Here is a 23,934-nt window from a genome sequence, read left to right on the forward strand (position 1 = left end):
TCGGACTTTTTTATGTATTTTTAGGTATTAATTTTTAGAATTTGTTTCGAAATCCTTTTGCCGATTACGTTGTCGGTGAATATCGGCACTTCTCATTCGAATAAAAAGCGGGTCCCATAGCTTTTCGTTGAAAAACTGCAGGAAAGGGCCCATACAGAAAGCGGTAAAGATGGTGCCTACGCCGATGGTGGCTCCGAGAAGAAAACCAATCAAAACGCAGAAAAAGTCGGTTAAGACTCTCCAGAAACGAAACTGAAGTGGAGTTTTTAATTTTGCAAGGGAGATTGCAACCACATCGTAGGTAGAGACGCCTAAATCGCTGGTCATGTACATCGAGGCACAGAGGCAAAGAATGATCATCCCGATTAATAGATAGAGAATCCGTACTATAAAGTCGGGCGCGGGAGTAATCTGCAACAGAAAGCTTTTAGATAAATCGGCCATAAAACCGATTCCAATGATGTTGATAATCGTGGCAATCCCAATGTAATGACGCCCATAAAAAAGCATGGCAATCAGTAAGACTAAATTAAGCCACGGATATAACGTGCCATAGGATACATGAAAAAAGTTGGCGATCCCGGTGGCAAATGCGGTAAAAGGATCGGTCCCAAAATTTGCCACCTGAAAGAATCCCACAGAAAATCCGCAGACCAAAACGCCGACGATTGTCATCAAAAAGCGGCAGATCCATTCATAAGAGCAGAATTTATGAAGAATGGTCTGGAAAGGGAGACTCATTGGAAAAATCAGTCCTTTCACAAAACTTTTTAAGAGGTTCTCTACTTTTTAAAATCCATCAAGAAGCTTCATTTACAAGAGAAGCAAAAACCGTTATAATAATAAAGATATTTTATTTTTTAAGAAAAATGATTTTCTGCTTTTTGAAGCAGGGAAAAAAGAGCCGGCGCAAGATTCGGATAGGCAGCAGAAAGTTTTTCCGGCGTCAGCTGCGGCAGATGGTCTTTGGGAAGTCCTTTTTTATCTTGGATCGTTTCTCCCAATGCAAGGCATTGTGCGGCATTCAAAGCAAGAACCATAGAGGCTTCTGACTTTCCGATTGCCTGATTCTGTGAAACGGTAAACATTGCCTGGGGATTTTTTGGATTGCTGGAATATAGAATCCGAAAAGTGCGGTATATGGCAGTTTCCAGATAATCAGTTACCGAAGAGGTCAGCGGCTCGCAGTTACAGCTTTTTAGAATTTGATATAAAAGGCTCAGAGAACTTGCAAGGAGCTTTCGATCGGGATTGTCATCTGCATCATCATGCTTTTTGCGTGAATTTGGCTTCTCATCATCCGAAAGATCAGAAACTTTGATCGTTGCACCATTTTGATGAGGCGACAACCCCAAAAGATAGTCACAGGAAACTTTATAATATTCGGCGACTTTTACCACGAAATCCAGTCCGCATTCCCGAATTCCTTTTTCGTAGTGAGAAAGAAGTGCTTGCGAGATCTCCAGTGAGGCCGCAACCTCTTTTTGGCTGAGCCCTCGTTCTTTTCGCAGAAGGGTTAAAATACGCGGAAAATGATTATTCATGGTAAAATCTCCTGTCAGCTTTTGTCGATTATAAATGACGTAATGTATATTATATCGTAAGAATAACAATGTGTAAACCCACTGTATTTTGTAGTCAAATCACTAAAGGAGCGGAAAGTATGCAATCTTATACAATCCATTTGATTCGGCATGGTTTAACCGAAGGAAATCTTCTCGGACAGTATATCGGCAGTACCGATTCTTCGCTTTGCAAAGAGGGGATTGCGGAACTTGAAAAGTTAAAGCAAAATTATGATTATCCAAAAGCACAGGCTTATTTTTGCAGTCCGCTTAAGCGCTGCAAAGAAACCATGAAGATCCTCTATCCGGAAGCGAAACCAATTTTAATTCGTGACCTCAGAGAAATCAGCTTTGGGGAATGGGAGGGAAAGACTGCAGAGGAACTTGCTGCGAAAGACCCGCATTTTGCCCAATGGATGGAGTCGGGAAAAGCCTATACCCCAGAGGGAGGAGAATCCGGCGGCATTTTTATGCAGAGAACCTGCCTTGCCTTTGAAAAGATTGTAAACGGAATGCTTCGTTCTGGCACCACCAGCGCTGTTATTGTGGCGCATGGCGGCTCTTTGATGTCGATTCTCAGCACTTATGGCTTGCCCCGCGCGAAATTTTATGATTGGATGACGCAGAGTGGCTGCGGCTATACGATGCAGATTATTCCCGGACTCTGGATGCGTTCTATGGTGGCAGAAGTCTGCGAAACAATTCCGCCGCGGGAAAAGGCTGATCCGGATGATATATCCCGCCAGATCATTAACGCGGCGCGGGAAGCTGCCGATGAGGCATTTGGAGAAAAGGATAAACAGAAAGAGGACTCTCAGAAGAAAAACCCAGAAACTCCCAAAAAAGACTCTTGACAAAGTAAGGTCAGGTGTTATAATAAGACAAATTCAATTTTAAAAAGGCAATGACGGGAATAAGGCATGAGTCCCTCTTTCAGAGAGCCGGCGGATGGTGTGAGCCGGCAGAAGGATTGATGCGGATAGCTCATCCCTGAGCCGCCGGTTCCGATTTATTAGGGCCGGACGCAACGGTAGCGTTATCAGAGCCGTGGCCTTGATAGAGGCTGCTGAGGGTTCCTTTGTGGAACTGAACTTGGGTGGTACCACGAATTGATTCGTCCCAAAGACAGAATAATTTCTGTCTTTGGGACTTTTTTTGTGGGAGAATCCACACAGTCAATGAAATTCTCGGTTGGTTTTAGAGAAGGCCGGTAAACCAGTTTGATTGATAGAAAAGGAGCTGTTTTAAGATGATGTATGAGGGTTATAAAAAGTACATTCCGTTTCAGCCGGTTTCTCTGCCGGACCGCACATGGCCGGATCAGATACTCAATAAGGCGCCGGTTTGGTGCAGTGTTGATCTGCGCGACGGAAATCAGGCATTGGTAGATCCGATGAACCTGGAGGAAAAGCTGCTTTATTTTAAAACTCTAGTTGAGATCGGCTTTAAAGAAATCGAGATTGGATTTCCGTCTTCTTCAGAGACCGAATATGAAATTTGCCGGACACTGATCGAAAAGAATCTGATTCCGGACGATGTGACGATTCAGGTATTGGTGCAGGCCAGAGAGCACCTGATTCGTAAAACCTTTGAGGCAATCAAGGGTGCTAAAAACGTGATCGTGCATTTTTATAATTCCACTTCTACTTTACAGCGTAAGGTGGTTTTTAAAACGGATATGCAGGGAGTCATCAACATTGCGGTAGAGGGTGCAAAGCTGGTTCGCCGCCTGACGGAAGAAGAGATCAAAAGAAGTGGTGCCAATATTCGCTATGAGTATTCGCCGGAGAGCTTTTCAGGCACCGAAATGGATAACGCGGTAGAAATCTGCGAAAAGGTGCTGGATACTTTGGGGGCAACGCCGGAGAATAAAGTGATTTTGAATCTGCCCAATACGGTAGAGATGTGTACCCCGAATACCCACGCTGATCAGATTGAATATTTTATTCGCCATTTAAAGGCACGCGACCGCGCAATTATTAGTCTGCATCCGCATAATGACCGCGGCACCGGCGTTGCAGCGACAGAGCTTGCTCTGATGGCCGGAGCGGAGCGGGTAGAAGGAACGCTTTTTGGAAACGGCGAGCGTACCGGCAATGTGGATATCATGAACCTTGCAATGAACCTTTACAGCCAGGGAATCGACCCGCACCTCGATTTTTCCAATATTCGTCATATTCGTGATGTCTATGAAAAATGTACGAATATGCGGGTCCATGACCGCCATCCTTATGCGGGAAACCTCGTTTTTACTGCATTTTCCGGTTCTCACCAGGATGCGATCAAAAAGGGAATCGATTATATGCATACACATGAATCTCCTTATTGGGAGGTTCCGTATCTGCCGATTGATCCCGCTGATGTAGGCAGAGAATATGAGCCGATCATCCGTATTAACAGCCAGTCCGGGAAAGGCGGCGCTGCTTTTGTAATGCAGCAGAGCTTCGGATTCGATCTGCCAAAAGCGATGCATCCGGAATTTGGTGCGGCAATCAAAGAAGCATGTGACACTGCCGGAAGAGAACTGATCCCCAGCGAAATTCTTCATATTTTCCGCAAAGAATATTTGGATCTGCAGGCGCCTTATCATCTCAAGTCTTATAAGCTTTATGAAGAACGGGTCAGCGACGATGAAAGCGATTCTGATGAGGATACTCCGTCTGCGGTTCATTTCGAAGGAAATATTCGTTTTCATCATGAAGACCATCCGGTCAGCGCCATTGGAAATGGCCCGATCGATGCTTTCTTTAAAGCGTTGGAACAGGTCGGAATCAAGAATTATCGGTTTGTAACTTATCGAGAGCATGCAATCGATGCCGGTGCCGACAGTAAGGCAGTTTCTTATATTCAGCTTCAGGACCCCAAAGGACGGGATATTTTTGGTGTTGGGGTGCATCCAAATATCAGTATGGCATCGATTAAAGGAATTATCTGTGCGGTAAACCGTGCAGTGTTACGGAATCAGAAGGAGGCAGAAGAATGAATACGTATCATATCGCAGTCCTCAAAGGGGACGGAATTGGGCCGGAGATCGTGGAAGAAGCGATGAAAACGCTCGAAAAAGCAGGCGAAAAATATGGATTTTCGATGGAGTTTAGGGAGGCACTTTTAGGCGGAAGCGCGATTGATGCAACAGGCGTTCCGCTGCCGCAGGAAACGATCGATTGCTGCAAAGCGGCGGACAGTACCCTTTTGGGCGCAGTTGGAGGGCCTAAATGGGATCATCAGCCCGGAAATAACCGTCCGGAAGCGGGACTGCTTGGAATTCGCGGTGCCTTGGGACTTTTTGCAAATCTGCGTCCGGCGGTCATCTTCCCGCAGCTGAGAGAAGCTTCTCCGCTCAAGAGCAAAATCATTGGAGAAAATCTGGATATTTTAATTGTGCGGGAACTTACCGGTGGAATTTATTTTGGCGAGCGGGGCCGCGGAGAAAAAAATGGAAACATTTATGCCTATGATACCGAAAAATATTCGGTACCGGAGATCCGCAGGATTGCACGCAAGGGCTTTGAAATGGCAATAAAGCGCAATGAAAAGCTCTGCAGCGTCGATAAGGCAAATGTGCTGGAATCCTCTCGCCTATGGCGCAAAACAGTCGCTGACATGGCAGAGGAGTATCCGGAAGTGGAACTCACCAATCTTTATGTGGATAATTGTGCAATGCAGTTGGTTTGCAATCCGAAACAGTTTGATGTGATTGTGACTTCCAATATTTTTGGAGATATTCTTTCCGATGAAGCTTCTATGATTTCAGGGTCTATCGGAATGCTGGCTTCCGCAAGCCTCGGTGCCGGCAAAGCAGGTCTTTATGAGCCGGTTCACGGCTCAGCGCCTGATATTGCGGGAACCGGGAAAGCAAATCCTCTCGCAACGATCCTTTCCGGCGCCATGATGCTGCGCTATTCTTTAGAGGAGCCGGAGGCCGCAGAAGCGATTGAGGCAGCCGTCACAAAAGCGTTAGACCACGCGCGCACGGCAGATATTGCTTCGCCTCAGCTTCCTCAGGTATCCTGCAAAGAAATGGGCGAGTTAGTGCGAAAATTCATCTGAATAAAATTTTTTGCGGTGTCGAAAAACGGCACCGCTTTTTGTTGCCATCAAAGAGAAATGCTGGTAAAATAAAAGTAACTTTATAAAGATGGAGTTAAAAAAATGACATACGAAGAGATTTTAAAAAGTGCGCAGGGACAAATGGGGCCTTTTTGCAAAGCCTGTCCTGTTTGTAATGGAATTGCCTGTAAGAATCGAATCCCCGGTCCCGGTGCAAAGGGCACCGGCAGTGTCTTTATTCGAAATTATCAGAAGTGGCAGGAAATTTGCGTCAATCTGGATACGATTGGAGACCATGCTCCGGCCGATTCTACATTTTCTCTTTTTGGAAAACAATTTTCCCTGCCGGTTTTTGCAGCACCTGTTGGTGCAATGCAGCTGCATTACGGCGATAAATATGATGATCTTGCTTACAATCAAATTCTAGTTTCTGCGTGTGCGGAAAATGGAATTGCTGCTTTTACTGGAGACGGAACAAATCCGGCAGTCTTCGAGAGCGCGGCAAATGTGATCGGACAAAACGGAGGGATGGGGATTCCTACCATAAAACCGTGGGACCCTAAGACGTTGAATGATCGGATGAAGCTTGCAGAGAAAGCCGATCCACTTGCGATTGCGATGGATATTGATGCGGCAGGACTTCCGTTTTTAAAAAATCTCAATCCTCCGGCAGGAAGAAAAACGGTCGAAGAGCTCAGAGAAATCATCTATATGACGCAGAAGCCGTTCCTTTTAAAAGGAATCATGACGGTAAAAGGCGCAAAAAAAGCACTGGAAGCAGGCGCCTCTGGAATTGTTGTTTCCAATCACGGTGGAAGGGTGCTGGATGGGTGTCCTGCTACTGCCGAAGTTTTGCCACAAATCGCAGATGCAGTCGGCGGTAAAATGACGATTCTGGTAGACGGAGGAATTCGGAGTGGGCTTGATGTTTTTAAAGCGCTTGCCCTCGGTGCGGATGGTGTTTTGATTGGGCGTCCTTTTGTTACCATGGTTTATGGAGGTGGAAAAGAAGGGGTCAAAACTTATGTGGAAAAGCTCAGGGCAGAACTTTGTGATACAATGGAACTTTGCGGAGCGCACACATTGGGGGAGATTGACCGCTCGATGATTTTTAAAACAGTGTAATTTTTTATTTTCTTATATTGGAAAAATTTATGAAAAGAAAAGGATTGTGATAAAAATGAAGAGAGTTATCACTGGAATTTTAGCATTGGCATTCGTGGGAACAATGTTGTCAGGTTGCGGAAACAAACAGACGCCTGCAGAAAAGTTGGCTGCAGCGGCAGAAAAGACAAACCAAGTGCAGAGTGCCAACAGTAAACTAAACATGGATTTTGGAATAGGTGTCTCTGCCAATGGGATGAATATGAATTTGGATATGAAGATGAATTTTGATTGTACTTCTTTTAAAGACCCTCAAAAGACAAAAGCAGACGGAACCCTTGATATGGGTATTTATGGCAAGCAGACGATGCAGATTTACAGCGAAAAGCAGGATGATCAAATGAAGGTCTACTGCAATACGGGTTCCGGTTGGGAGACTGTTTCTGCGGATATGATGAATGAAGTGGATCCGTCGAAGGACTTGGAACTTTATACAGAAATTGCGGGGGACTTTAAAGAAGCCGGCACCGAAAAAGTCAATGATCAGGATGCACTCAAAATCACAGGAACTATTTCGGGAGAAAATTTAAAGAAAATTTTTGATAACAATACATTGCTTCAAGAGCTGAAGTCAGTTGTTGGAGATGATCAGGAAAAACTTGAACAGCTTTACAATAATCTCGGGAGCATTTCCGTCAATTTCTGGATTGATTCCAAGACCGGATATTTGGTCAAAACGCAGATGGATATGACAGATGTTCTAAAGAATCTATTTTCAGAGGCAACGACACAGTCCGAGGCTCCTTCTGGGGTTTCATTCGATGTCAGTACGGCAAATGTTGAGATCGACTTCTCGAATTTTGATAAAGCAGATGACTTTACAATACCGGATGAAGCGCGCGCATCTGCGAATGGCAACAATGTGAATAGCTCAAGTTCCGCTGTATTGGCAGCATGAAAACAAAAAGATAAAGAAAAAGCCTTTGCGGGGTTAGCCCCGCAAAGGCTTTTTTAATATCCAAATGTACCGCTTAAAGACTCATCGTTTTCAATCCAGTCATGAACCGGAAAGGCTTTGTATTCTGTTCGATTAATTCTAACAATGACCTGTAAAATTCCAGCGTTGATCACCATGCGTTTACACATGGAGCAGGAGGATGGATTTTCTACATATTCCTTAGTGGCAGCATCACGCCCCACCAAATAAAGAGTGGCACCGATCATATCTTTGCGGGAGGCGCTGATAATCGCGTTTGCTTCCGCATGGACGGAACGACAGATTTCGTAACGTTCTCCGCGCGGAATTTTTAATTTTTCACGGATACAGACGCCGGTATCCAAACAGTTGGCGCGACCTCTCGGAGCGCCATTATAGCCGGTGGCGACAATCTCATCGTTATTGACGATGATCGCGCCCCACATTTTTCTCAGACAAGTTGAGCGTTCCGAAACAGTTTCGGCAATGTCCAAATAGTAGTTGATCTTATCTTTTCGCAGCATAACGATTTTTCCTCCTTATTGGTTTTGAGAGTGCTTTAGAGACTCGAATGCAAGAAAAATTCCACCGAGTGCAATAACTACCGCAATCATGGAAAAGGTGATAGAGAGAGCCTCTTGTTCAAGAGGGCTCAAAATCATTCCAATCAGTGCACAAACGCAGGCAACTGCAAAAAAAATCCAGCTGAGCTGTTTGTCCGATTTCTCTTTCATATGATTTCTCCTTTTGAAAGTGCGCGTGTAAGAGCCGCAAATTCATCCATTGAAAGCTGTTCGGCACGGCGGTTTTCAAGAATTTTTGCTTCAGAAAGCGCCTGTCTGGCTTTGTCTTTCGGAAGGGATAATCCTGCCGAAAGGGAATTCAGCACGGTTTTGCGACGCTGGGAAAAGCAGGCGTGAACGGTTCTGAAAAAAGCTTTTTGAGAAGGAACATCAACTGGAGGCTTGCTGCGAATTCTTAACTGAATCACAGCGGAATCTACTTTTGGACTGGGCAGGAAACAGTTTCTCTTTACCGAAAATAGAATCTCAGGCTCGGAATAAAACCAGACGGCTGCGCTGACCGAACCGCAGACCCTTGTCCCAGGAAGGGCGCATAGTCGCTCAGCAGCTTCTTCTTGAACCATAACAGTCATAGCATCAATGGGAAGATCTGTTTCCAGAAGGCCCATAATGACCGGAGAAGTAATGTAATAAGGAAGGTTCGCACAAACTTCAATTTTCAAACCGGGAAATTCTGCTTTTAACAGCTCTGGAAGATCCAGCTTTAAAATATCCCCTTCTATTACATGGAGGTTGGAAAAATCAGAGAGCGTCTCGGAAAGAACCGGTAAAAGCCGATGATCGAGTTCTACCGCAGTTACTTTTTGTGCGCGGGAGCAAAGTTCCTTTGTTAGAACACCAATTCCAGGCCCAATTTCGAGCACGCCGACTCCTTTGTCTGCACCGCAGGCTTCTGCCATGTTTGGACAGACAGAAGGGTCAATCAGAAAGTTTTGCCCCAGCCCTTTACTAAACGAAAATCCGTGACGAGATAAAATCGACCGAATTGTTTTGGGGTCTGAAAGATTCATCGGCAAAATTCTCCTTTCTGTGTGATCAAAATTACATGGATTCCGGAGCGTTGATTTTTAAGAGTGCCAAAACATTTTCCAAAACAACGGCAGTGTCATGACAGAGGAACAGGCGTGCTGCTGCAAGGTGTTCTTCTTCACCCTTTATACGGCAGGCGGTATAGAATTTATGGAACAGCGAAGCGAGGCTGAGCGCATACCGTGTAATTCTGGTAGGATTCAGTTCTTTGGCAGCATCTATAATTTCATCTGTATAAGAAGAAAGGATATTAATGAGTTCCAACTCTTCAGGAGCTTTCAAAAGAGCAAGTTCCTCTTCTGTGCAGGGGCGCGGAACCATGTTTTCTTCTTCCTTGAGTTTCTTCATCATGCTGCAAATACGCGCGTGTGCATATTGCACATAATAAACAGGATTTTGGCTGTCCTGCTGAACCGCAAGATCAAGGTCAAAATCAATCTCGGAAGTTGGCTCGCGCAGATTAAAGAGGAAGCGTGCAGCATCTACAGGGACTTCATCAAGAAGCGTGACAAGCGTAATCGCTTTTCCGCTGCGTTTGCTGGCTTTAATCACTTCGCCGTCGCGCATCAGGCGAACCATTTGCATCAGAACGACGTCCAGACGGGAAGTATCTACCCCTAACGCCTGCAAAGCGCCTTTTAAACGCGGTACATAGCCGTGATGATCGGCGCCGAATACATCGACAGCGTAATCAAAATTCCGGGTAACGAGTTTGTTGTAATGATAGGCAATATCCGGAACAACATAGGTGGGAATCCCATTTTTACGGACCAGGACAAAATCTTCGGATCCGTAATTTTCCCCTTTAAACCAGGTGGCGCCTTCTTTTTCATAAGTGGCGCCCTTTTCTTTGAGCAGCTCGACCACTTTTTCAACTTCACCGTTTTTGTGAAGTGTGGATTCTTTAAACCAGTTGTCATAGCAAATTCGATATTTGAGAAGATCTTGCTTTAATCCTTCGATATTAAGCGGCAGAGCATATTGGATCAGCGCTTTACGGCGTTCTTCAGAAGAAGCTTTTACATATTGATCGCCGTATTTCTGGGAAAAGCTTTTTGCATGCTCAATAATATCTACCCCTTTGTAGCCATCTTCCGGAAAAGATACAGCATCTTCTCCTTGATAAAGCTGCAAATAACGTGATTCCAGAGAAGCACCGAATTTATTGACCTGATTTCCGGCGTCATTGAGATAAAATTCTCGTTCTACCTGATAACCGGCTTCGCCCAATACGGCGGCCATGGTATCACCCAGAACACCTCCGCGGGCATTGCCGACGTGCATAGGTCCGGTGGGGTTGGCAGATACAAATTCTACAAGGACTCGCTTTTTCCCGCCGAAATTGCTTTTTCCATAATCTTTTCCGCAAGCATTGATGTCATTAAGCACCGCCGCGTAAAATTTAGGCTTATAAAAGAAATTCAGGAATCCGGGACCGGCGATCTCACAGTTTTCGAAGAAAGTATCGGAAAGAGAGATGTTCTCTTTGATTGCTTCTGCAATTTTGCGGGGAGCCATATGAAAAGTCCGGGCGGATACCATAGCGGCATTAGAGGCCCAGTTTCCATGGCTGTGGTCAGCGGGGATTTCCAGCGTAAAAGCAGGAGCTTCTCCTTTTGGCAGAGTCCCTTTTTCCTGTGCTTTTGTAATTGATTCGAGAATAGCCGTTTTAAGTCCTTCGGTTGCGATTCCTACATATTTAGACATCTTTGCTTTCTGCCTCCTTGACGGTAATATAAAGTTCATTGCTGCTTGCAAGACTGGAGTTGATATCCAGCGTATATTGAACCTTCAGACTGCCGCCTTTATCGGTCAGAAGATTTTGCAGTTCCGAGGTTGAAATGCCGAGCATTAAATTCCCATAGCCGGTATTGTACTGGCAAAGATACCGCTTGCCGTTTTCCAAAATCAGGTGGGTGCCGTCCGTCCCTCCGCGCATTACAGTGAGGCGGTTATTTCCCTCTATTTTCAAGATGTTGGTTCTGGTAGGCTGGGAATTTTCATCATATTCTTTATACATAATATAGCGCTTATCGCCTTTGCGGACGTAAGTGCCTGTTGTGTTGACTTCAATTTCATCCGACTGTCCATTGACCTGTTGCTTGCCGAGGACGGAAATCAGATAGTTTTCTTTCATAGGTATAGTTGACTCCTTAAAATGCTTCGATATCAATCGGATTTATATGGTTCTGATTCATATCGTACTGCAAAATGATGGCTCAAAAAAGCAATGGGATAAAAATAAAATTACTGATAATGCTTGCGCTCAAATGCCAAATTAATTAAATCCGTCAATAGCTCGCTAAATGATTTTCCGGCCTTTTCCCAGAGCTTTGGATACATGCTGATGCTCGTAAAGCCCGGCAAGGTATTGAGTTCATTTAGGATGACTTCTTTTCCGTCATGTACAAAGAAATCTACACGGGCAAGGCCGGTGCAGCCTAAAAGACGGTAAGCACGGCAGGCAGTATGACGGATTTCTTCGGAGACTTCCTCAGAAAGATGGGCCGGAATATAAAGCTGGCTTTTTCCATTTTTATATTTGTCATCATAATCATAAAATTCGGCAGCCGCTGCAATTTCGCCGACACCGCTTGCTTGCGGATTTTCGTTTCCGAGAACAGCGCATTCCACTTCTTGGCCGACCACTAAACTTTCTACCACAATTTTGCTGTCTTCGTTCGCAGCTTTTTGAACGGCAGCATCCAGCTCGTCTTCAGAATTCACTCGGCTGATTCCAACGGAAGAACCAGCGTTGGCAGGCTTTAAGAAAACCGGATATCCAAGACGTGCTTCAATCTTTTGACGGATTTTTAAACGCCCGGCTCCTTGATATTTATCGGCAAAGAACCAGAGGTATTCTGCCTGCCCGATTCCCCAACTGGAAAGCAGCGTATGTGTGACCGCCTTATCCATGCAGACGGCACTGGAAAGAGTCGCACAGCCCACATAGGGGATTCCGCTTAAATGGAGAAGCCCCTGCATGGTTCCGTCCTCACCATTTTTGCCGTGAAGTACCGGGAAGATGCAGTCAACTTTAATTACATCAAAAGAATTTTCACCCTCGAGAACGATTCCTTTGAGAGAAGTATCGGGGGAGATAAAAGCTTTTCGGTTCAGCTCATTATTTTCCCATGAGCCGTCCCTCATTTCGTCGGTAGAGCCGCTGAAAAGATACCAACGACCGTCTTTCGTAATCCCCAAAAGCCGTACATCATAGAGCTCGTGGGAAAGATGGTCGGCAACGGCGGCTGCCGAAACACAGGAAACCTCGTGCTCGGAAGAACTGCCTCCAAAGAGGATCGCAATCGCTTTTTTTGCCATATCAGAACTGCCTCCAATTTTGTCAGAATTGTTTTTAAAGACAAATAATTATAATTCTTGAACTTATATGATACCACAAGAACTTTTCATGCGCAATGCTGAATTTGGAGGCTCTTAACCCAAAACCAAATCTTTTTCAAAAGGGCTTTGACAGGAAATTCCTCAGCCGGTATAATAAAAAAAGCAAAAATTTTGCACATTATATTTAGAAATGGCAAATGACCTATTACTCTTACTAAGATAGCAGAAAGAGGTCGTCTATGAGACACAAAATTTTACTTTCCGGGATGTTGTTACTTGGGATCTGTTTATCAATCGTTCTGTTTTGCGGCTGTCAGGCGGAAGATATTGGCCTTTCTTCGTCCGGAAATTATGTGAAGGTGACGATCCCGTCCGGGAATACCTTTGAACAGACGGCAGATCTGCTGGACGAAAATGGAATCTGCTCTAAAGAAGAATTTTATATGGTCTGCGAATCTTATGAACCTCAGACATTTACAATTCCAGATGATCCAAAATGTGCATTTCGGATGGAGGGATATTTGTTTCCTTCTTCTTATCTGTTTCAAAAAGGAGAAAACGCTGAGATGGTTTTAACTCAGATTTTAAAGGCCTTTGAGACAAATGCAGGGGACTTATCAGAAGATGAGTTAACTTTAGCTTCTCTGGTGCAAAAGGAAACGAAGGTATCAGATGAGATGCAGATGATCGCAGGAACGCTGCAGAATCGGCTGGACAGCGGGATGAGGCTGCAGCTTGACTCTACCCGCGTGTATGCAGATTCGATTTCTCAAAGCAGCCTCTTGTCCCACTCGGAAGATTATCAATCCTATTATAATACAAATCGAAAAAGGGGGCTTCCGCAAGGGCCGATCTGCAGCCCCAGCGTTGCGGCGATCGATGCGGTGCGCAATCCGGCGGGAACAGATGCACTGTACTTTTTCTTTGGTAACGATGGGAAGAGCCACTATTCCAATACCTTTGAAGAGCATTTGAAGGCAATGGAAAAATATGGGGTACAAAGTTTACTGTAAAATTTCCGGAGTCCTTCGGATTTCGGGGGTGACAAATCCATAATCATATAGTATAATCAAATTAATCCGGACTTTTTTAACGGTATTTTTTAAATTAGAATTGAAAAATAGTCCTAAGAATTTTGGGACTTTTAAAAAACAGGAGTGATATCATTTTGGAGCAGAGCGTTTATAATCCGCAGAACGTGTTTGAGCAAGTGAATTCCCGCGTAGGAGAAGTTCTTAACAAGAATCATTTTGAACGTCAAGGCGAGATCACTACGGAGGATGACGGCTATAGCACTGTTTATATCAAAGATGATTTGGCTTATCAGATTTATATGAATAATGAAAAACATCAGTTTCTGCTGCGTTACTGCGGGGTGGAAAACGATGAGACCGATGGGAAATGGCGGACACGTTCCCTTCTTCTGTTTGAACCGGAAGATGAGTCACAGATTAAAAGGGAAGTCGAAAGTGTTGTCAATGATTTTACGGAAGAGATTGCCGGCCCTTCAAAGGCTGCAATTGTTCTGAATCAGGTTCAGAAACGCCACCGCGGCACGGAAGAAAATACAACCGATCCGGTTTTCTTTTTTAACCGCCTTGTCCCGCTCTGCAAAGATCTGCGTGACGACCTTCTGAAGGAGCGCGTTACTTACGGAGAAGTGCGTGGTGCAACATTTGCGAAAGAAAAGGTACTGCCCAAAGTCCAGCTGCTTTTAGAGAGCGGCAGCCAGTCTTCTATTGAGAGACTTGCCAATATCTTCAGCGATTTGTATGAAGTGGGCGACCTAGATGTACGCTCCATTATTACGCTGGTTCTGATTAACGGCCTTACCGAACAGGAATATCAAAAGTTGGAGCCGCTTTTCAGCGACAACCTGAAAAAAGGCGCAAAAGCAGGGCTTCGTATGAAGGGTAAAACGATAAAACCGGAGAAGAAAAAGAAAGCAGCCCGTTATGTGGCCGATAACCTTAATGAGACGCGCTGATTATTTTTAAATTTAAAAAACAAGTTGACAAAATACCTCTCTTTGTGGTAAACTTTTATTACCTCAAAAAGGGGTATTTTTTTTGCGCCCTTTTCGAGGGAGGCCGGAATCCAAAAAGATTCCAATATTTTTCCGTACAACGGGAGGTGCCGTCATGAGAGTAAAAGTCGTATTGGCCTGCACAGAGTGCAAACAACGCAATTACAACACAAAGAAAAACAAGAAGAATGATCCGGACAGGCTCGAGATGAACAAGTACTGCAAATTCTGCAGGAAGCATACACTTCACCGCGAGACTAAATGAACGGGGTGACAGAGAATGGCTGAAAAAGAGATGAAAAAAGGGAACGCACTGAGCCGTGCGGGCAAGCGCGCTTCTCAGTTTTTCAAGGACACCAAAGCCGAAATGAAAAAGATCGTATGGCCGACGCCACAGGCAACATGGAAAAACACAGGTGTTGTCATTGCGTTTATCGCCGTAGTTGGTCTGTTCATTTTCCTATTGGATACGGCGTTTCTTTCCCTACTCCGTCTGATCATGAATGTTGCAGTTTGAAGGTGAGGTTTGAAGATGCCAGAAGAAGCACGTTGGTATGTAGTTCATACCTATTCCGGCTATGAAAACAAAGTTGCCTCAAACCTTGAAAAAACAGTTGAAAACCGTAATTTACAGGATCTTGTTCAGGGGATTCGAGTTCCCACCGAGACCGTCGAAGAAGTAAAAGACGGAAAAACTCGCCAAGTGGAACGTAAGATTTTCCCCGGCTATGTTCTTGTGAAAATGGTTCTCACAGATGAATCCTGGTATGTCGTGCGCAATATTCGCGGCTGTACAGGTTTTGTCGGCCCATCCAGCAAGCCGGTTCCTCTTACAGAGGAAGAGGTCGCTTCGATGGGAATCGAAAAACGCAGCGTAGAGGTTTCTTATCAGGTGGGTGATACTGTCAAGATTATTGATGGACCATTCGATGGCTTTGCTGGCCGTGTCGAAGAAATCGATACCGAGAAAAATCGTCTGCGCGTAACGATCAATATGTTTGGGCGCGAGACTCCGGTTGAGCTTTCGCTTGACCAAGCGGAAGCTGCAGAATAATTTTGTAGCAGATCCGTTCAAAATCATCAATTTTTAGAAGATCTGCGGAGATACTCCGCTGATTTTGGGGCGCAGAGGTGCCCCAGTGGGAGAAACAGGAAAATCTATTATCCCCGTTTCGCTTTTACCACAAAATTTGGAGGTGCAGTAAAATGGCTCAAAAAATTACCGGCTATATCAAGCTCCAGATCCCTGCCGGCAAAGCAACCCCGGCGCCGCCTGTTGGACCGGCTTTAGGCCAGCACGGTGTTAATATCATGGCGTTCACTAAGGAATTTAATGAGCGCACCAAAAAAGACGCAGGCCTTATTATCCCTGTTGTCATTACGGTCTATGCGGATCGTTCTTTCACTTTTGTCACCAAGACTCCTCCGGCTGCAGTTCTGATTAAAAAGGCTTGCCAGATTGAGACAGCTTCCGGTGAACCGAACAAGAAGAAAGTTGCAAAGATCACCAAAGAACAGGTGAGAGAGATTGCCGAAAAGAAAATGCCCGACTTAAACGCTGCAACTGTAGAGACTGCTATGAGTATGATCGCAGGTACTGCACGCAGCATGGGTGTTGAAGTAGTCGAATAATCCGCAGATCAAATGAAACCCGGGTGGGAGGAACCCGAACAATTCCGCCATACCACTCAATAGGGAGGATTACAATGAAACATGGTAAGAAATACGTTGACAGCGAAAAGCTGATCGACCGTTCCAAATATTACGATTCAGCGGAAGCAGTGGAACTTTGCGTTAAGACCGCTACCGCAAAATTTGATGAAACCGTTGAGGTCCACGTAAAAATGGGCGTTGATGGACGTCACGCAGACCAGCAGGTTCGTGGCGCCATTGTGTTGCCGAATGGAACCGGAAAAACAATTCGTGTTCTGGCAATTTGCAAGGGCGATGCCGCAAAAGATGCTGAAGAGGCTGGTGCCGATTTTATCGGTGCTGAAGAAATGGTTCAAAAGATTCAGGGCGGCTGGATGGACTTTGATGTTCTCATCACCACTCCGGATATGATGGGCATGGTTGGTCGTCTTGGTAAAATCTTAGGACCCCGTGGCTTGATGCCTAACCCGAAGGCGGGTACTGTTACTCGTGAAATCGGAAAAGCAATCAATGAGGCAAAAGCCGGTAAGATTGAATACCGTCTGGACAAGTCCAACATCATTCACTGTGTGATTGGACGCGCATCTTTTGGTGCCCAGAAGCTTCAGGAAAACTTTGATGCTTTGATGAGCGCAATCGTAAAGGCAAAGCCTGCCGCTGCTAAAGGCCAGTATATCCGTTCTTGCGTAATTGCAACAACGATGGGCCCCGGCGTACGTCTTAATGTCAATCGTTTTAGTGCGTAAATTTTTGCTTCTTGACATACGGTAAACCGTGTGTTAAAATAAATAAAGCTGTTTTTTATTCAAAGACAGCAGGTGCATTTTGCATAAAGGGGAATCCCACCTGCCGAGGATAAAGCAAATACGTTTATTTATACAGTTTGTATAAAATGTAAATTTGCCTTCTCCGCGGTCAACGTGGAGAAGGCTTTTTGTATAATGCGGGATTCGTTTTATGGAGGTGAAATCATTTGCCAAGTAAGAAGGTTCTGGAAGAAAAGCAGCAGGTCGTAGCAGATCTGGCTGAGCAGCTGAAAAAATCCTGTGTCGGCGTTGTCGTTGACTACAAGGGAATTTCTGTTGCCGATGACACAAAGCTTCGTAAAGAATTGCGTGAAAGCGGCGACCAGTATAAAGTCGTCAAAAATACGCTCTTGAAGCTGGCTTTAAAAGAAGCTGGAATCGAAGGTCTTGATCCGGTTCTGGAGGGAACAACTGCAGTCGCTCTGAGCGATAAGGACTATGTCCATGCAGCAAAAACACTCTATACTTTTGAGAAGAACAACAAAGGTGCTACTCTGAAAGTAAAAGCTGGATTCATTGATGGAAAGGTTCTAAGCAAGGACGATGTTGCTGAACTGGCAACTCTGCCCAGCAAAGAGGAACTGGTTGCGAAAGCACTGGGAAGCCTCAATGCTCCGATTACCGGATTTGTTACCGTGTTGAGCGGAACAATGAAGGCTCTTGTAATTGCACTGAATGCAATTGCAGAAAAGCAGAGCGTAGAAGCATAATTACGCTCTTTATAAAAAATGATTATAGAATTTAATTTTGGAGGTATTTATCATGTCTGAGAAAGTTACAAAGCTGATTGAAGATGTAAAATCCCTGACCGTTCTGGAACTGAACGAACTCGTTAAGGCCCTGGAAGAGGAGTTCGGCGTTTCTGCTGCTGCTCCTGTTGCTGTTGCTGCTGCTCCGGCTGCCGCTGCTGCTCCTGCTGAAGAGCAGACTGAGTTTGATGTTGTTTTGAAGTCTGTTGGCCAGAACAAGATCGCTGTTATCAAGGTTGTCCGTGAGATCACCGGACTTGGCCTGAAGGATGCAAAGGCTGTTGTCGATGCTGCTCCTAAGGCTGTTAAAGAGGGCGCTTCCAAGGAAGATGCTGAAGCAATTAAAACAAAGTTGACTGAGGCTGGCGCTGAAGTCGAACTGAAGTAATTTCGCTTTTCCATAAAAACGAAATTTGTCTTTTGGCAAAATTTAAAGAGGTACTGCAGAAAACCTGCAGTACCTTTTTTTTGCTGAAAAAATATAAGGAAAACAATCAATTACTGTTTTAAAAATTCAAATGGTAATTTCGATTCGGATTTGTTCAGGCCCAAAAACACAGCTTTCGTAATAGCTGTCTCCGGTAGTCCTAGGTCCGCTGATAGTAGAATAACCGCCTTCTTTGAGTACAGCCGTCAGCTGATCAACTTTTTCTTTGCTTCCAACTGAAAAAGCCAAATGATCGAGTCCAGAACAAACAGTGCCGGTTTCTTTAGACGAAAGTTCAGGGCGATTCATTAATTCTAATCGTGCACCGCCGTCATTAAAAGATAAAAAATAGCTTTTAAACCCGGTCTTTGTGTTATGGTAAAGTTCAGAAGTGTTTGCCTCAAAATAAGTTTCAAAAAACGATCTCATCTGTTCCAAATTGGAAGTATAAAGCGCCAGATGCTCGATTCTCATGAAAATTAAATCCTTTCAAACATAGTCAAATGACTTTAAAAATTTCTGATTTACATTTTGCGATAGCGATGAACTTTTCGTTTGGCAGCTTTCTTTTGATGACTAAACAGTGTTAAAACAATGTAGACGATAATTAGCACCGCCAAAATAGCGGCAATCAAAACGAACCAGCGGGAAGTAACAATTCGTTTGGCAAGCGTGATAATATGGACCCATTCGCTGCGGTCGACGCTTTCACTGGAAACCAAATTTACAGAACCAATTTGTTCTCCGTTATAAACCAGCTTCGCTGTTCCAACTTGGTCTCCGCGTTTTACTGGTGCTGCAACCGATTGAGGTAAATCCGGCACAATTTCTACGTTGCTCGGGTCAACGTCGTTCGGAAGAACGGCAGATACCGTTGTTTCAGGACTTAGAAGCAGATGATCTTTGTTCCACGCATAGTCGAGCGGAACTTCCATAGTTGCCTGCGAAGCGGATAAAACCTGTTTTAGCTGAAAATTCTTGTAGGCCCAGCGATATAGCTGACGGGTATCAAGCATCTCTTGGTGAATGACAGCTCCGCTGCTGTCTGTGCCGGGACTTTGAGTGTTCATCATTACACACAGATAGGAGATCCCTTCTGCGCGGGCTGAAGTTACTAAACAGTAACCAGATTCATCAGTATGTCCGGTCTTGATACCTCGCGCATATTGATAATAATAGTCCGTGGAACCAATCAAGTTCTGATTAATAAGAAAGTTTGTGGTGTCTACCCAGGCGGTAGTGCCTTTGCGGGGGCCATCTTTAATGGTAAAGGTATATCGAAGAGTATTGGTGATCTCATCGAAATAGTTCATTTTCATTGCATACTGTGCGATCTTTGCGAGATCAGATGCAGTTGTATAGTGGTTTTCATCCTGCAGGCCATGGGGATTCATAAAATGTGTATTGGTACAGCCTAGATCCTGCGCTTTTTGATTCATCATATCGACGAATTTTTGAATATCTCCGCCGCCGACATAAGTGGCCAGCGCAACAGCGGCATCATTGCCGGAGGGGACCATCATGCAGTAAAGCAAATCATGAGCGGTCAAAACATCGCCGACTTTTAAACCGGCAAGAGAACTGCCAGACCCCGTAAGAGTATCTGACATTTGCTGCGTAAAAGTGATCATCGTATTATCAAGATCAGGAATGTTTTCAGCAGCAATAATGTAGGTCATAATTTTAGTGGTAGAGGCAGGATAGACTTTAGCGTCCGGCTGCTTAGAATAGATGGTCGTATTTGTATCCAAATTGATCATCAAAACAGACTGCGCTTGTGGCTGAAAATCGGGAGAAAACGCAGCATTTTCTGAGATTGTACAGAAAAAGACTGTAAAGATAATGAAAAGAGGAAGGAGGAAACTCCGTTTCTTCATAGAACTTTTGCCTCCAATGTGATAAAATAAAAAGTAATAATATTTAGTATACCAGTATTTCGAGAAAAAGGAAAGCAGGAAACAAGGATTTTTCAGAGAGAATGGAGGAAATACCAAATGAAAATTCTGCATACGGCAGATTGGCATCTTGGAAAGAGCCTATACGGAAGATCCCTTCTGGAAGATCAGAAATGGTTTTTAAATTCGTTTTTATTGCCCTTGCTGGAGCGGGAGAACCCGGATGCCCTTGTTGTAGCGGGGGATCTTTTTGACCGGCAGGTGCAGCCCGTAGAAGCAATCACGCTGCTGGATGATTTTTATACGAAGCTTCATAAAATGGGGATTCCGTTGATTGCAGTCGCAGGGAATCATGACAGCGCAAAACGACTGTCTCTTGGGAGCACTCTTTTAAGAGAAAGCGGAATCATTTTGGCAACTCGTCCGGAAGAACTTTTTTGTCCTGTAGAACTGAAAACCGAGTCCGGAAAAATTTGTTTTTGGACCCTGCCGTTCTGTGAACCTGCACAGATAAGGGAATTGTTGGGGCAGGAAGAAATTCACTCGATGGATGAAGCGTTTCGTGCGATGATCGAAAAGGTGGAGCCAAAAGGAAATGCAGTGAATGTTCTGGTGACGCATTGCTTTGCGGCAGGCGGACAGATCGGTGCGAGTGAAAGTCCGGCATTTGTGGGCGGGAGCGCACAGGTGGGAACGGATTTATTCGAAAAATTTGATTATACGGCTTTGGGACATCTTCATGGGCCGCAAAAGGCTGGAAAAGGACGATATTCCGGTTCGCCGCTTACCTACTCTTTTGATGAGGCAAATCAAAAAAAATCGGTGACCATGGTGGAATGGAACGATGAAGGACAAACGGTAACGGAAATTCCGGTTTGCCCTCCAAACAAAGTCCGGGTGATTTCGGGAGATTTCCAGGAGCTTTTGCAAGATGCCAAAGAAAATCCAAGCGAAGATTATCTTTTTGCCGAGCTTTGTGATACAAAACCAGTTTATTTGCCTCTTGATCAGCTGCGCCCCTATTATCCAAACCTTCTTGGGCTTTCGAGTCAATGGCTTCTTTCCAAGGGGGAAGGAGATAATCAGAAATTGCGGGAACAGATTCATCACAGAGCGGATGATCTGGCGATCTTTGAGGAATTTATGAAACAAATCTGCGGAATAGAGGCAGATGAGGAAGATAAAAAACTGATTCAGAAAATGCTTCGCATAGATTTGGAAGAAGAGGGGGAGAAAGCCGAATGAAAGCACTTTTTTTGCGTATGAAAGCATTCGGCTGCTATCTGCACGAAACAAGTCTTGACTTTGAAAGCCTTGGAGAGCACCCATTATTTTTGATTACCGGAAATACCGGCGGCGGAAAGACAACCATTCTTGATGCGATGTGCTTTGCACTTTATGGAAAAGCAACCGGAGGGCAACGCAGCTGGGACAGTATGCGCAGCCTTTCTGCCGCGATGAAAGAGGAAACCTTTGTGGAATTTACGTTTGCTCTTTCGGGGAAAATCTATAAATTTTATCGGGAGCAGAAGCATTACGCTGGGCGCGGCACTGGAGAAGAAAAAATTAAAGAGACAAATGAGTGCTGGAAGAAAGATAAATTAGGAGAATGGAAGCTCCTGGAATCTGGTTCCGACAAAACGATTCGGGAATGGGCGGAAAAGCTTTTGGGATTAAATTGTGAGCAGTTTTCCCAGGTCGTAGTGTTGCCACAGGGGGATTTCTTGCGGCTTTTAATGTCCAATTCTATGAAAAAAGCCTCATTGCTGCAGACCCTTTTTCATGCGGGAAAATGGAAAGTCCTGACGCAGAGGATGCGGGAGAAAGAACGTGCACTTTCTCGGGAAGCAGGAGAAAATTTAGCGTCTAAAAATTCTATTTTGGAACGGGAATCTTCTTCTAGCGGGGAAGAGCTGGAAAATTTCTGTAAAAATCGGAGAATTAAGATCAGTGAACTAATTAAAGAACATGAAAAAGCGCAGACAGAACTTGAGAGGCAGAATCGTTCATATCAAATGGCAGCTGCCTTGGATACTTCCCAAAAAATGTTGATTAGCTGCCGCAAAGAGCAGGAAGAATCTTCTCAGCGGGCGAAAAATGCGGCGGAGGAAAAGAAACAGGCAGAAGCTTTTTTACCAAAGGCAGACGAAGCAAAGAAAAAAGCGGATTCTTTGAGGGAAAAGCGAGGCAGTTTTCGGATGGCTCTGGAAGGGGTCAACAGACTGCAGTCCGTTGAGGAGCATTGTCAAAAGCTAAAAAAGCAGGCAGAGGAACAGCGAAAAGTAAAAGGAGCAGCGGAAAAAGAATGGAATGAAACCTCGGTCAGATGCGAAAAGGGAAATGCTTACATTGAAGAAATTAGTAAGACGGCTTCTTTTTTGCCATCTTTATCAGCTCAGATAGAGCAGGAGATCAACAAAAATGCAGCGGCGGCGGTAGCGATTCATCTTGAAAAGGGAAAACCATGTCCGGTCTGTGGCTCTTTAGAGCACCCGATTCCTGCAGAGCCTTCGCTGATTCTACAGGTACTCATAAAGCGCCGGAAGGAGACCCAAGAGGCTGTAGAAAAGCTGGAGAAAGCGCGCAAAAAATTAAAGCAGCTGGAACAGGAACGCGAAAAAGCCCGGGATCAGGTGCAGCTCGCAGAAAAGGCACAGAATCTGTTGGGACAGTCTTTAGCGGCAGAAGAAGCAAAGATTGAAGAGCTTTCTAAAACGGTACAGGGGAATTCTTCGGCAGCAGAATTAAAATCTGTTCTGGAGAAAATAGAAAGATCGATCTCTGACTGTGAAAAGATGGAAAAGGAGATTACGGAGCGGATGCAGTTGGCGCAGCGTTCGATGGCAGCAGCGGCAGCTTCACTGGAAAGTGCAAAAAAAGCGTTCTTGAATGCACAGGAAACAGACCGCAAGGCACTAGAAGCATATCATATGGCTTATGGGGAGCAGGCGGAGCGCCCGAATGTTGAAGCGATTGGACAGACGCGAAAAGAAGCGCAGGATCATGTTGCAGAACTTTCAGCTCAAAAGGGTGCTGCACAGGAACGGCTGCAGAGTGCAGAAAAGTCTTTGGAACAGTTAAAGCAGTTGGAAGCACAGGGCGAAAAGCTTCAGGAGCAGTATGCAAGAGTGAGCCGCCTCGCTAAATTGCTTTCCGGAGATTCTGCAATGAAAATCCCCATTCAGAATTTTGTATTGGGTGTAATGCTGGACGAAATTCTGCAGAGTGCGAATCTCTTTTTTGCCGATCTTTCCGGAAACCGTTATCAGCTAATTCGAGCAACAGAAGAAAACAATGGAAATGCAAGGGGCGGGCTTGATTTACAAGTTCTGGATGCCGCGGCAGGCGGAGCAAGAGAAGTAGCAACGCTTTCGGGCGGAGAACTTTTTCTAGCGTCTCTTTCGTTGGCATTTGGGCTTTCCGATGTGGTGCAGAGCACTTCCGGCAGCGTCCGTCTGGATTCTATTTTTATTGATGAGGGATTCGGAAGTTTGGATCAGGAGACGCTGGATACCGCTATGAATGCGCTTTTGCGCCTTCAGCAGAGCGGCAGAACAGTAGGAATCATTTCTCATGTGACCGAATTAGAGAGTGCAATTCCGCTACAGGTAAGAGTCGGAAAACTTTCCGATGGGACAGGCACTCTGCGTGTAAAAACTTTATAAGTATTAAAAAACGGATTGCCGAAAATTTTTGGCAATCCGTTTTTGATGATTTTTGATTAA

Annotated in this window: 26 protein-coding genes and 2 other annotated features; of the genes, 16 read left to right on the top strand and 10 right to left on the bottom strand. The window is 44.9% G+C overall.

Translation table 11 applies throughout. The features are described 5' to 3' along the window. Nucleotides 1-27 precede the first annotated feature (27 nt). Both ACVS9P_RS01605 and ACVS9P_RS01610 read right to left on the bottom strand, forming a co-directional pair. Nucleotides 28-741 carry a YczE/YyaS/YitT family protein gene (locus ACVS9P_RS01605; RefSeq protein WP_452103908.1) on the bottom strand — a complete coding sequence of 238 codons (714 nt, stop codon included), beginning with the start codon at nucleotides 739-741 and terminating at the stop codon, nucleotides 28-30. 119 nt (nucleotides 742-860) lie between these two features. Then, entirely contained in the window at nucleotides 861-1,544 is a 684-nt protein-coding gene (locus ACVS9P_RS01610; RefSeq protein WP_452103909.1) for a helix-turn-helix domain-containing protein, read from the bottom strand. A 119-nt stretch (nucleotides 1,545-1,663) separates the two neighbouring features. On the opposite strand from ACVS9P_RS01610, the gene ACVS9P_RS01615 reads away from it, so the two are divergent. The 5 genes from ACVS9P_RS01615 (at nucleotide 1,664) to ACVS9P_RS01635 (ending at nucleotide 7,677) form a co-directional block, all read left to right on the top strand. After that, entirely contained in the window at nucleotides 1,664-2,419 is a 756-nt protein-coding gene (locus ACVS9P_RS01615) for a histidine phosphatase family protein (RefSeq protein ID WP_452103910.1), read from the top strand. Between the two features lie 41 nt (nucleotides 2,420-2,460). Then, nucleotides 2,461-2,690 (top strand) — a binding site (T-box leader). Between the two features lie 127 nt (nucleotides 2,691-2,817). Continuing rightward, on the top strand, nucleotides 2,818-4,548 hold the full coding sequence (gene leuA / locus ACVS9P_RS01620; protein ID WP_452104657.1) for a 2-isopropylmalate synthase: 1,731 nt from the start codon (nucleotides 2,818-2,820) through the stop codon (nucleotides 4,546-4,548). Further along, nucleotides 4,545-5,615 carry a 3-isopropylmalate dehydrogenase gene (gene leuB / locus ACVS9P_RS01625; protein WP_452103911.1) on the top strand — a complete coding sequence of 357 codons (1,071 nt, stop codon included), beginning with the start codon at nucleotides 4,545-4,547 and terminating at the stop codon, nucleotides 5,613-5,615. Before leuA ends, leuB begins: the two co-directional genes overlap by 4 nt. 102 nt (nucleotides 5,616-5,717) lie before the next feature. Beyond that, nucleotides 5,718-6,740 (top strand): alpha-hydroxy-acid oxidizing protein, encoded by a 1,023-nt coding sequence (locus ACVS9P_RS01630; RefSeq protein WP_452103912.1) that lies wholly within the window; start codon nucleotides 5,718-5,720, stop codon nucleotides 6,738-6,740. Between the two features lie 55 nt (nucleotides 6,741-6,795). Further along, nucleotides 6,796-7,677 (top strand): DUF6612 family protein, encoded by an 882-nt coding sequence (locus tag ACVS9P_RS01635; RefSeq protein ID WP_452103913.1) that lies wholly within the window; start codon nucleotides 6,796-6,798, stop codon nucleotides 7,675-7,677. A 53-nt stretch (nucleotides 7,678-7,730) separates the two neighbouring features. On the opposite strand, the gene ACVS9P_RS01640 is transcribed toward ACVS9P_RS01635, so the two are convergent. From ACVS9P_RS01640 to ACVS9P_RS01665, 6 genes are all read right to left on the bottom strand, one after another. Then, nucleotides 7,731-8,219, bottom strand: coding sequence for a deoxycytidylate deaminase (locus ACVS9P_RS01640; protein WP_452103914.1), 489 nt, complete (start codon nucleotides 8,217-8,219; stop codon nucleotides 7,731-7,733). Between the two features lie 15 nt (nucleotides 8,220-8,234). Further along, the gene (locus tag ACVS9P_RS01645) at nucleotides 8,235-8,429 is read right to left on the bottom strand and encodes a hypothetical protein (RefSeq protein WP_452103915.1); all 195 of its coding nucleotides are present in this window, start codon (nucleotides 8,427-8,429) and stop codon (nucleotides 8,235-8,237) included. Beyond that, nucleotides 8,426-9,289, bottom strand: a complete 864-nt coding sequence (gene rsmA / locus ACVS9P_RS01650; protein WP_452103916.1) for a 16S rRNA (adenine(1518)-N(6)/adenine(1519)-N(6))-dimethyltransferase RsmA — start codon at nucleotides 9,287-9,289, stop codon at nucleotides 8,426-8,428. The genes ACVS9P_RS01645 and rsmA overlap by 4 nt, the downstream gene beginning before the upstream one ends. Before the next feature lie 31 nt (nucleotides 9,290-9,320). Further along, nucleotides 9,321-11,015: an arginine--tRNA ligase gene (gene argS / locus ACVS9P_RS01655; protein ID WP_452103917.1), complete on the bottom strand. Its 1,695-nt coding sequence runs from the start codon at nucleotides 11,013-11,015 to the stop codon at nucleotides 9,321-9,323. Next, complete coding sequence (locus ACVS9P_RS01660) at nucleotides 11,008-11,445, bottom strand: DUF1934 domain-containing protein (RefSeq protein ID WP_180341533.1); 438 nt, start codon at nucleotides 11,443-11,445, stop codon at nucleotides 11,008-11,010. Before ACVS9P_RS01660 ends, argS begins: the two co-directional genes overlap by 8 nt. 110 nt (nucleotides 11,446-11,555) lie before the next feature. Beyond that, complete coding sequence (locus ACVS9P_RS01665; RefSeq protein ID WP_452103918.1) at nucleotides 11,556-12,632, bottom strand: D-alanine--D-alanine ligase family protein; 1,077 nt, start codon at nucleotides 12,630-12,632, stop codon at nucleotides 11,556-11,558. Nucleotides 12,633-12,892: 260 nt separating this feature from the next. Here ACVS9P_RS01665 and mltG point away from each other — a divergent pair, with 260 nt between their 5' ends. The 9 genes from mltG (at nucleotide 12,893) to rplL (ending at nucleotide 18,275) form a co-directional block, all read left to right on the top strand. Further along, nucleotides 12,893-13,666 (top strand): endolytic transglycosylase MltG, encoded by a 774-nt coding sequence (gene mltG / locus ACVS9P_RS01670; protein WP_452103919.1) that lies wholly within the window; start codon nucleotides 12,893-12,895, stop codon nucleotides 13,664-13,666. A 155-nt stretch (nucleotides 13,667-13,821) separates the two neighbouring features. Further along, nucleotides 13,822-14,640 carry a DUF7674 family protein gene (locus ACVS9P_RS01675; protein ID WP_452103920.1) on the top strand — a complete coding sequence of 273 codons (819 nt, stop codon included), beginning with the start codon at nucleotides 13,822-13,824 and terminating at the stop codon, nucleotides 14,638-14,640. Between the two features lie 154 nt (nucleotides 14,641-14,794). Beyond that, a complete protein-coding gene (gene rpmG, locus ACVS9P_RS01680) occupies nucleotides 14,795-14,944 on the top strand; it encodes a 50S ribosomal protein L33 (RefSeq protein ID WP_180341529.1) in 150 nt (49 codons plus the stop codon). Nucleotides 14,945-14,959: 15 nt separating this feature from the next. Next, nucleotides 14,960-15,196, top strand: a complete 237-nt coding sequence (secE, locus tag ACVS9P_RS01685; RefSeq protein WP_266162644.1) for a preprotein translocase subunit SecE — start codon at nucleotides 14,960-14,962, stop codon at nucleotides 15,194-15,196. A gap of 15 nt (nucleotides 15,197-15,211) precedes the next feature. After that, nucleotides 15,212-15,733: a transcription termination/antitermination protein NusG gene (nusG, locus tag ACVS9P_RS01690; RefSeq protein ID WP_452103921.1), complete on the top strand. Its 522-nt coding sequence runs from the start codon at nucleotides 15,212-15,214 to the stop codon at nucleotides 15,731-15,733. Between the two features lie 152 nt (nucleotides 15,734-15,885). Then, on the top strand, nucleotides 15,886-16,311 hold the full coding sequence (gene rplK / locus ACVS9P_RS01695; RefSeq protein WP_452103922.1) for a 50S ribosomal protein L11: 426 nt from the start codon (nucleotides 15,886-15,888) through the stop codon (nucleotides 16,309-16,311). 74 nt (nucleotides 16,312-16,385) lie between these two features. Next, nucleotides 16,386-17,078: a 50S ribosomal protein L1 gene (rplA, locus tag ACVS9P_RS01700; protein WP_452103923.1), complete on the top strand. Its 693-nt coding sequence runs from the start codon at nucleotides 16,386-16,388 to the stop codon at nucleotides 17,076-17,078. Nucleotides 17,079-17,119: 41 nt separating this feature from the next. Next, nucleotides 17,120-17,278: a sequence feature (ribosomal protein L10 leader region), on the top strand. A 27-nt stretch (nucleotides 17,279-17,305) separates the two neighbouring features. After that, entirely contained in the window at nucleotides 17,306-17,848 is a 543-nt protein-coding gene (gene rplJ, locus ACVS9P_RS01705; RefSeq protein WP_452103924.1) for a 50S ribosomal protein L10, read from the top strand. Nucleotides 17,849-17,900: 52 nt separating this feature from the next. Next, complete coding sequence (gene rplL / locus ACVS9P_RS01710) at nucleotides 17,901-18,275, top strand: 50S ribosomal protein L7/L12 (protein ID WP_452103925.1); 375 nt, start codon at nucleotides 17,901-17,903, stop codon at nucleotides 18,273-18,275. Nucleotides 18,276-18,401: 126 nt separating this feature from the next. Here rplL and ACVS9P_RS01715 read toward each other — a convergent pair whose 3' ends face one another. Both ACVS9P_RS01715 and ACVS9P_RS01720 read right to left on the bottom strand, forming a co-directional pair. After that, nucleotides 18,402-18,788, bottom strand: a complete 387-nt coding sequence (locus ACVS9P_RS01715) for a VOC family protein (protein WP_452103926.1) — start codon at nucleotides 18,786-18,788, stop codon at nucleotides 18,402-18,404. A 50-nt stretch (nucleotides 18,789-18,838) separates the two neighbouring features. Then, on the bottom strand, nucleotides 18,839-20,191 hold the full coding sequence (locus ACVS9P_RS01720) for a D-alanyl-D-alanine carboxypeptidase family protein (RefSeq protein WP_452103927.1): 1,353 nt from the start codon (nucleotides 20,189-20,191) through the stop codon (nucleotides 18,839-18,841). A 117-nt stretch (nucleotides 20,192-20,308) separates the two neighbouring features. On the opposite strand from ACVS9P_RS01720, the gene ACVS9P_RS01725 reads away from it, so the two are divergent. Continuing rightward, entirely contained in the window at nucleotides 20,309-21,454 is a 1,146-nt protein-coding gene (locus ACVS9P_RS01725) for an exonuclease SbcCD subunit D (RefSeq protein ID WP_452103928.1), read from the top strand. Next, nucleotides 21,451-23,874, top strand: coding sequence for an AAA family ATPase (locus ACVS9P_RS01730; RefSeq protein ID WP_452103929.1), 2,424 nt, complete (start codon nucleotides 21,451-21,453; stop codon nucleotides 23,872-23,874). Before ACVS9P_RS01725 ends, ACVS9P_RS01730 begins: the two co-directional genes overlap by 4 nt. The last annotated feature ends 60 nt before the right edge of the window (nucleotides 23,875-23,934 follow it).

The sequence above is a fragment of the Caproicibacterium sp. NSD3 genome, from assembly GCF_053613275.1.

What these genes read in the sequence shown, in the direction of transcription:
- ACVS9P_RS01605 (WP_452103908.1), bottom strand. Translation starts at nt 741, where the DNA reads ATGAGTCTCCCTTTCCAGACCATTCTTCATAAATTCTGCTCTTATGAA.
- ACVS9P_RS01610 (WP_452103909.1), bottom strand. Translation starts at nt 1,544, where the DNA reads ATGAATAATCATTTTCCGCGTATTTTAACCCTTCTGCGAAAAGAACGA.
- ACVS9P_RS01615 (WP_452103910.1), top strand. Translation starts at nt 1,664, where the DNA reads ATGCAATCTTATACAATCCATTTGATTCGGCATGGTTTAACCGAAGGA.
- leuA (WP_452104657.1), top strand. Translation starts at nt 2,818, where the DNA reads ATGTATGAGGGTTATAAAAAGTACATTCCGTTTCAGCCGGTTTCTCTG.
- leuB (WP_452103911.1), top strand. Translation starts at nt 4,545, where the DNA reads ATGAATACGTATCATATCGCAGTCCTCAAAGGGGACGGAATTGGGCCG.
- ACVS9P_RS01630 (WP_452103912.1), top strand. Translation starts at nt 5,718, where the DNA reads ATGACATACGAAGAGATTTTAAAAAGTGCGCAGGGACAAATGGGGCCT.
- ACVS9P_RS01635 (WP_452103913.1), top strand. Translation starts at nt 6,796, where the DNA reads ATGAAGAGAGTTATCACTGGAATTTTAGCATTGGCATTCGTGGGAACA.
- ACVS9P_RS01640 (WP_452103914.1), bottom strand. Translation starts at nt 8,219, where the DNA reads ATGCTGCGAAAAGATAAGATCAACTACTATTTGGACATTGCCGAAACT.
- ACVS9P_RS01645 (WP_452103915.1), bottom strand. Translation starts at nt 8,429, where the DNA reads ATGAAAGAGAAATCGGACAAACAGCTCAGCTGGATTTTTTTTGCAGTT.
- rsmA (WP_452103916.1), bottom strand. Translation starts at nt 9,289, where the DNA reads ATGAATCTTTCAGACCCCAAAACAATTCGGTCGATTTTATCTCGTCAC.
- argS (WP_452103917.1), bottom strand. Translation starts at nt 11,015, where the DNA reads ATGTCTAAATATGTAGGAATCGCAACCGAAGGACTTAAAACGGCTATT.
- ACVS9P_RS01660 (WP_180341533.1), bottom strand. Translation starts at nt 11,445, where the DNA reads ATGAAAGAAAACTATCTGATTTCCGTCCTCGGCAAGCAACAGGTCAAT.
- ACVS9P_RS01665 (WP_452103918.1), bottom strand. Translation starts at nt 12,632, where the DNA reads ATGGCAAAAAAAGCGATTGCGATCCTCTTTGGAGGCAGTTCTTCCGAG.
- mltG (WP_452103919.1), top strand. Translation starts at nt 12,893, where the DNA reads ATGAGACACAAAATTTTACTTTCCGGGATGTTGTTACTTGGGATCTGT.
- rpmG (WP_180341529.1), top strand. Translation starts at nt 14,795, where the DNA reads ATGAGAGTAAAAGTCGTATTGGCCTGCACAGAGTGCAAACAACGCAAT.
- secE (WP_266162644.1), top strand. Translation starts at nt 14,960, where the DNA reads ATGGCTGAAAAAGAGATGAAAAAAGGGAACGCACTGAGCCGTGCGGGC.
- nusG (WP_452103921.1), top strand. Translation starts at nt 15,212, where the DNA reads ATGCCAGAAGAAGCACGTTGGTATGTAGTTCATACCTATTCCGGCTAT.
- rplK (WP_452103922.1), top strand. Translation starts at nt 15,886, where the DNA reads ATGGCTCAAAAAATTACCGGCTATATCAAGCTCCAGATCCCTGCCGGC.
- rplA (WP_452103923.1), top strand. Translation starts at nt 16,386, where the DNA reads ATGAAACATGGTAAGAAATACGTTGACAGCGAAAAGCTGATCGACCGT.
- rplL (WP_452103925.1), top strand. Translation starts at nt 17,901, where the DNA reads ATGTCTGAGAAAGTTACAAAGCTGATTGAAGATGTAAAATCCCTGACC.
- ACVS9P_RS01715 (WP_452103926.1), bottom strand. Translation starts at nt 18,788, where the DNA reads ATGAGAATCGAGCATCTGGCGCTTTATACTTCCAATTTGGAACAGATG.
- ACVS9P_RS01720 (WP_452103927.1), bottom strand. Translation starts at nt 20,191, where the DNA reads ATGAAGAAACGGAGTTTCCTCCTTCCTCTTTTCATTATCTTTACAGTC.
- ACVS9P_RS01725 (WP_452103928.1), top strand. Translation starts at nt 20,309, where the DNA reads ATGAAAATTCTGCATACGGCAGATTGGCATCTTGGAAAGAGCCTATAC.
- ACVS9P_RS01730 (WP_452103929.1), top strand. Translation starts at nt 21,451, where the DNA reads ATGAAAGCACTTTTTTTGCGTATGAAAGCATTCGGCTGCTATCTGCAC.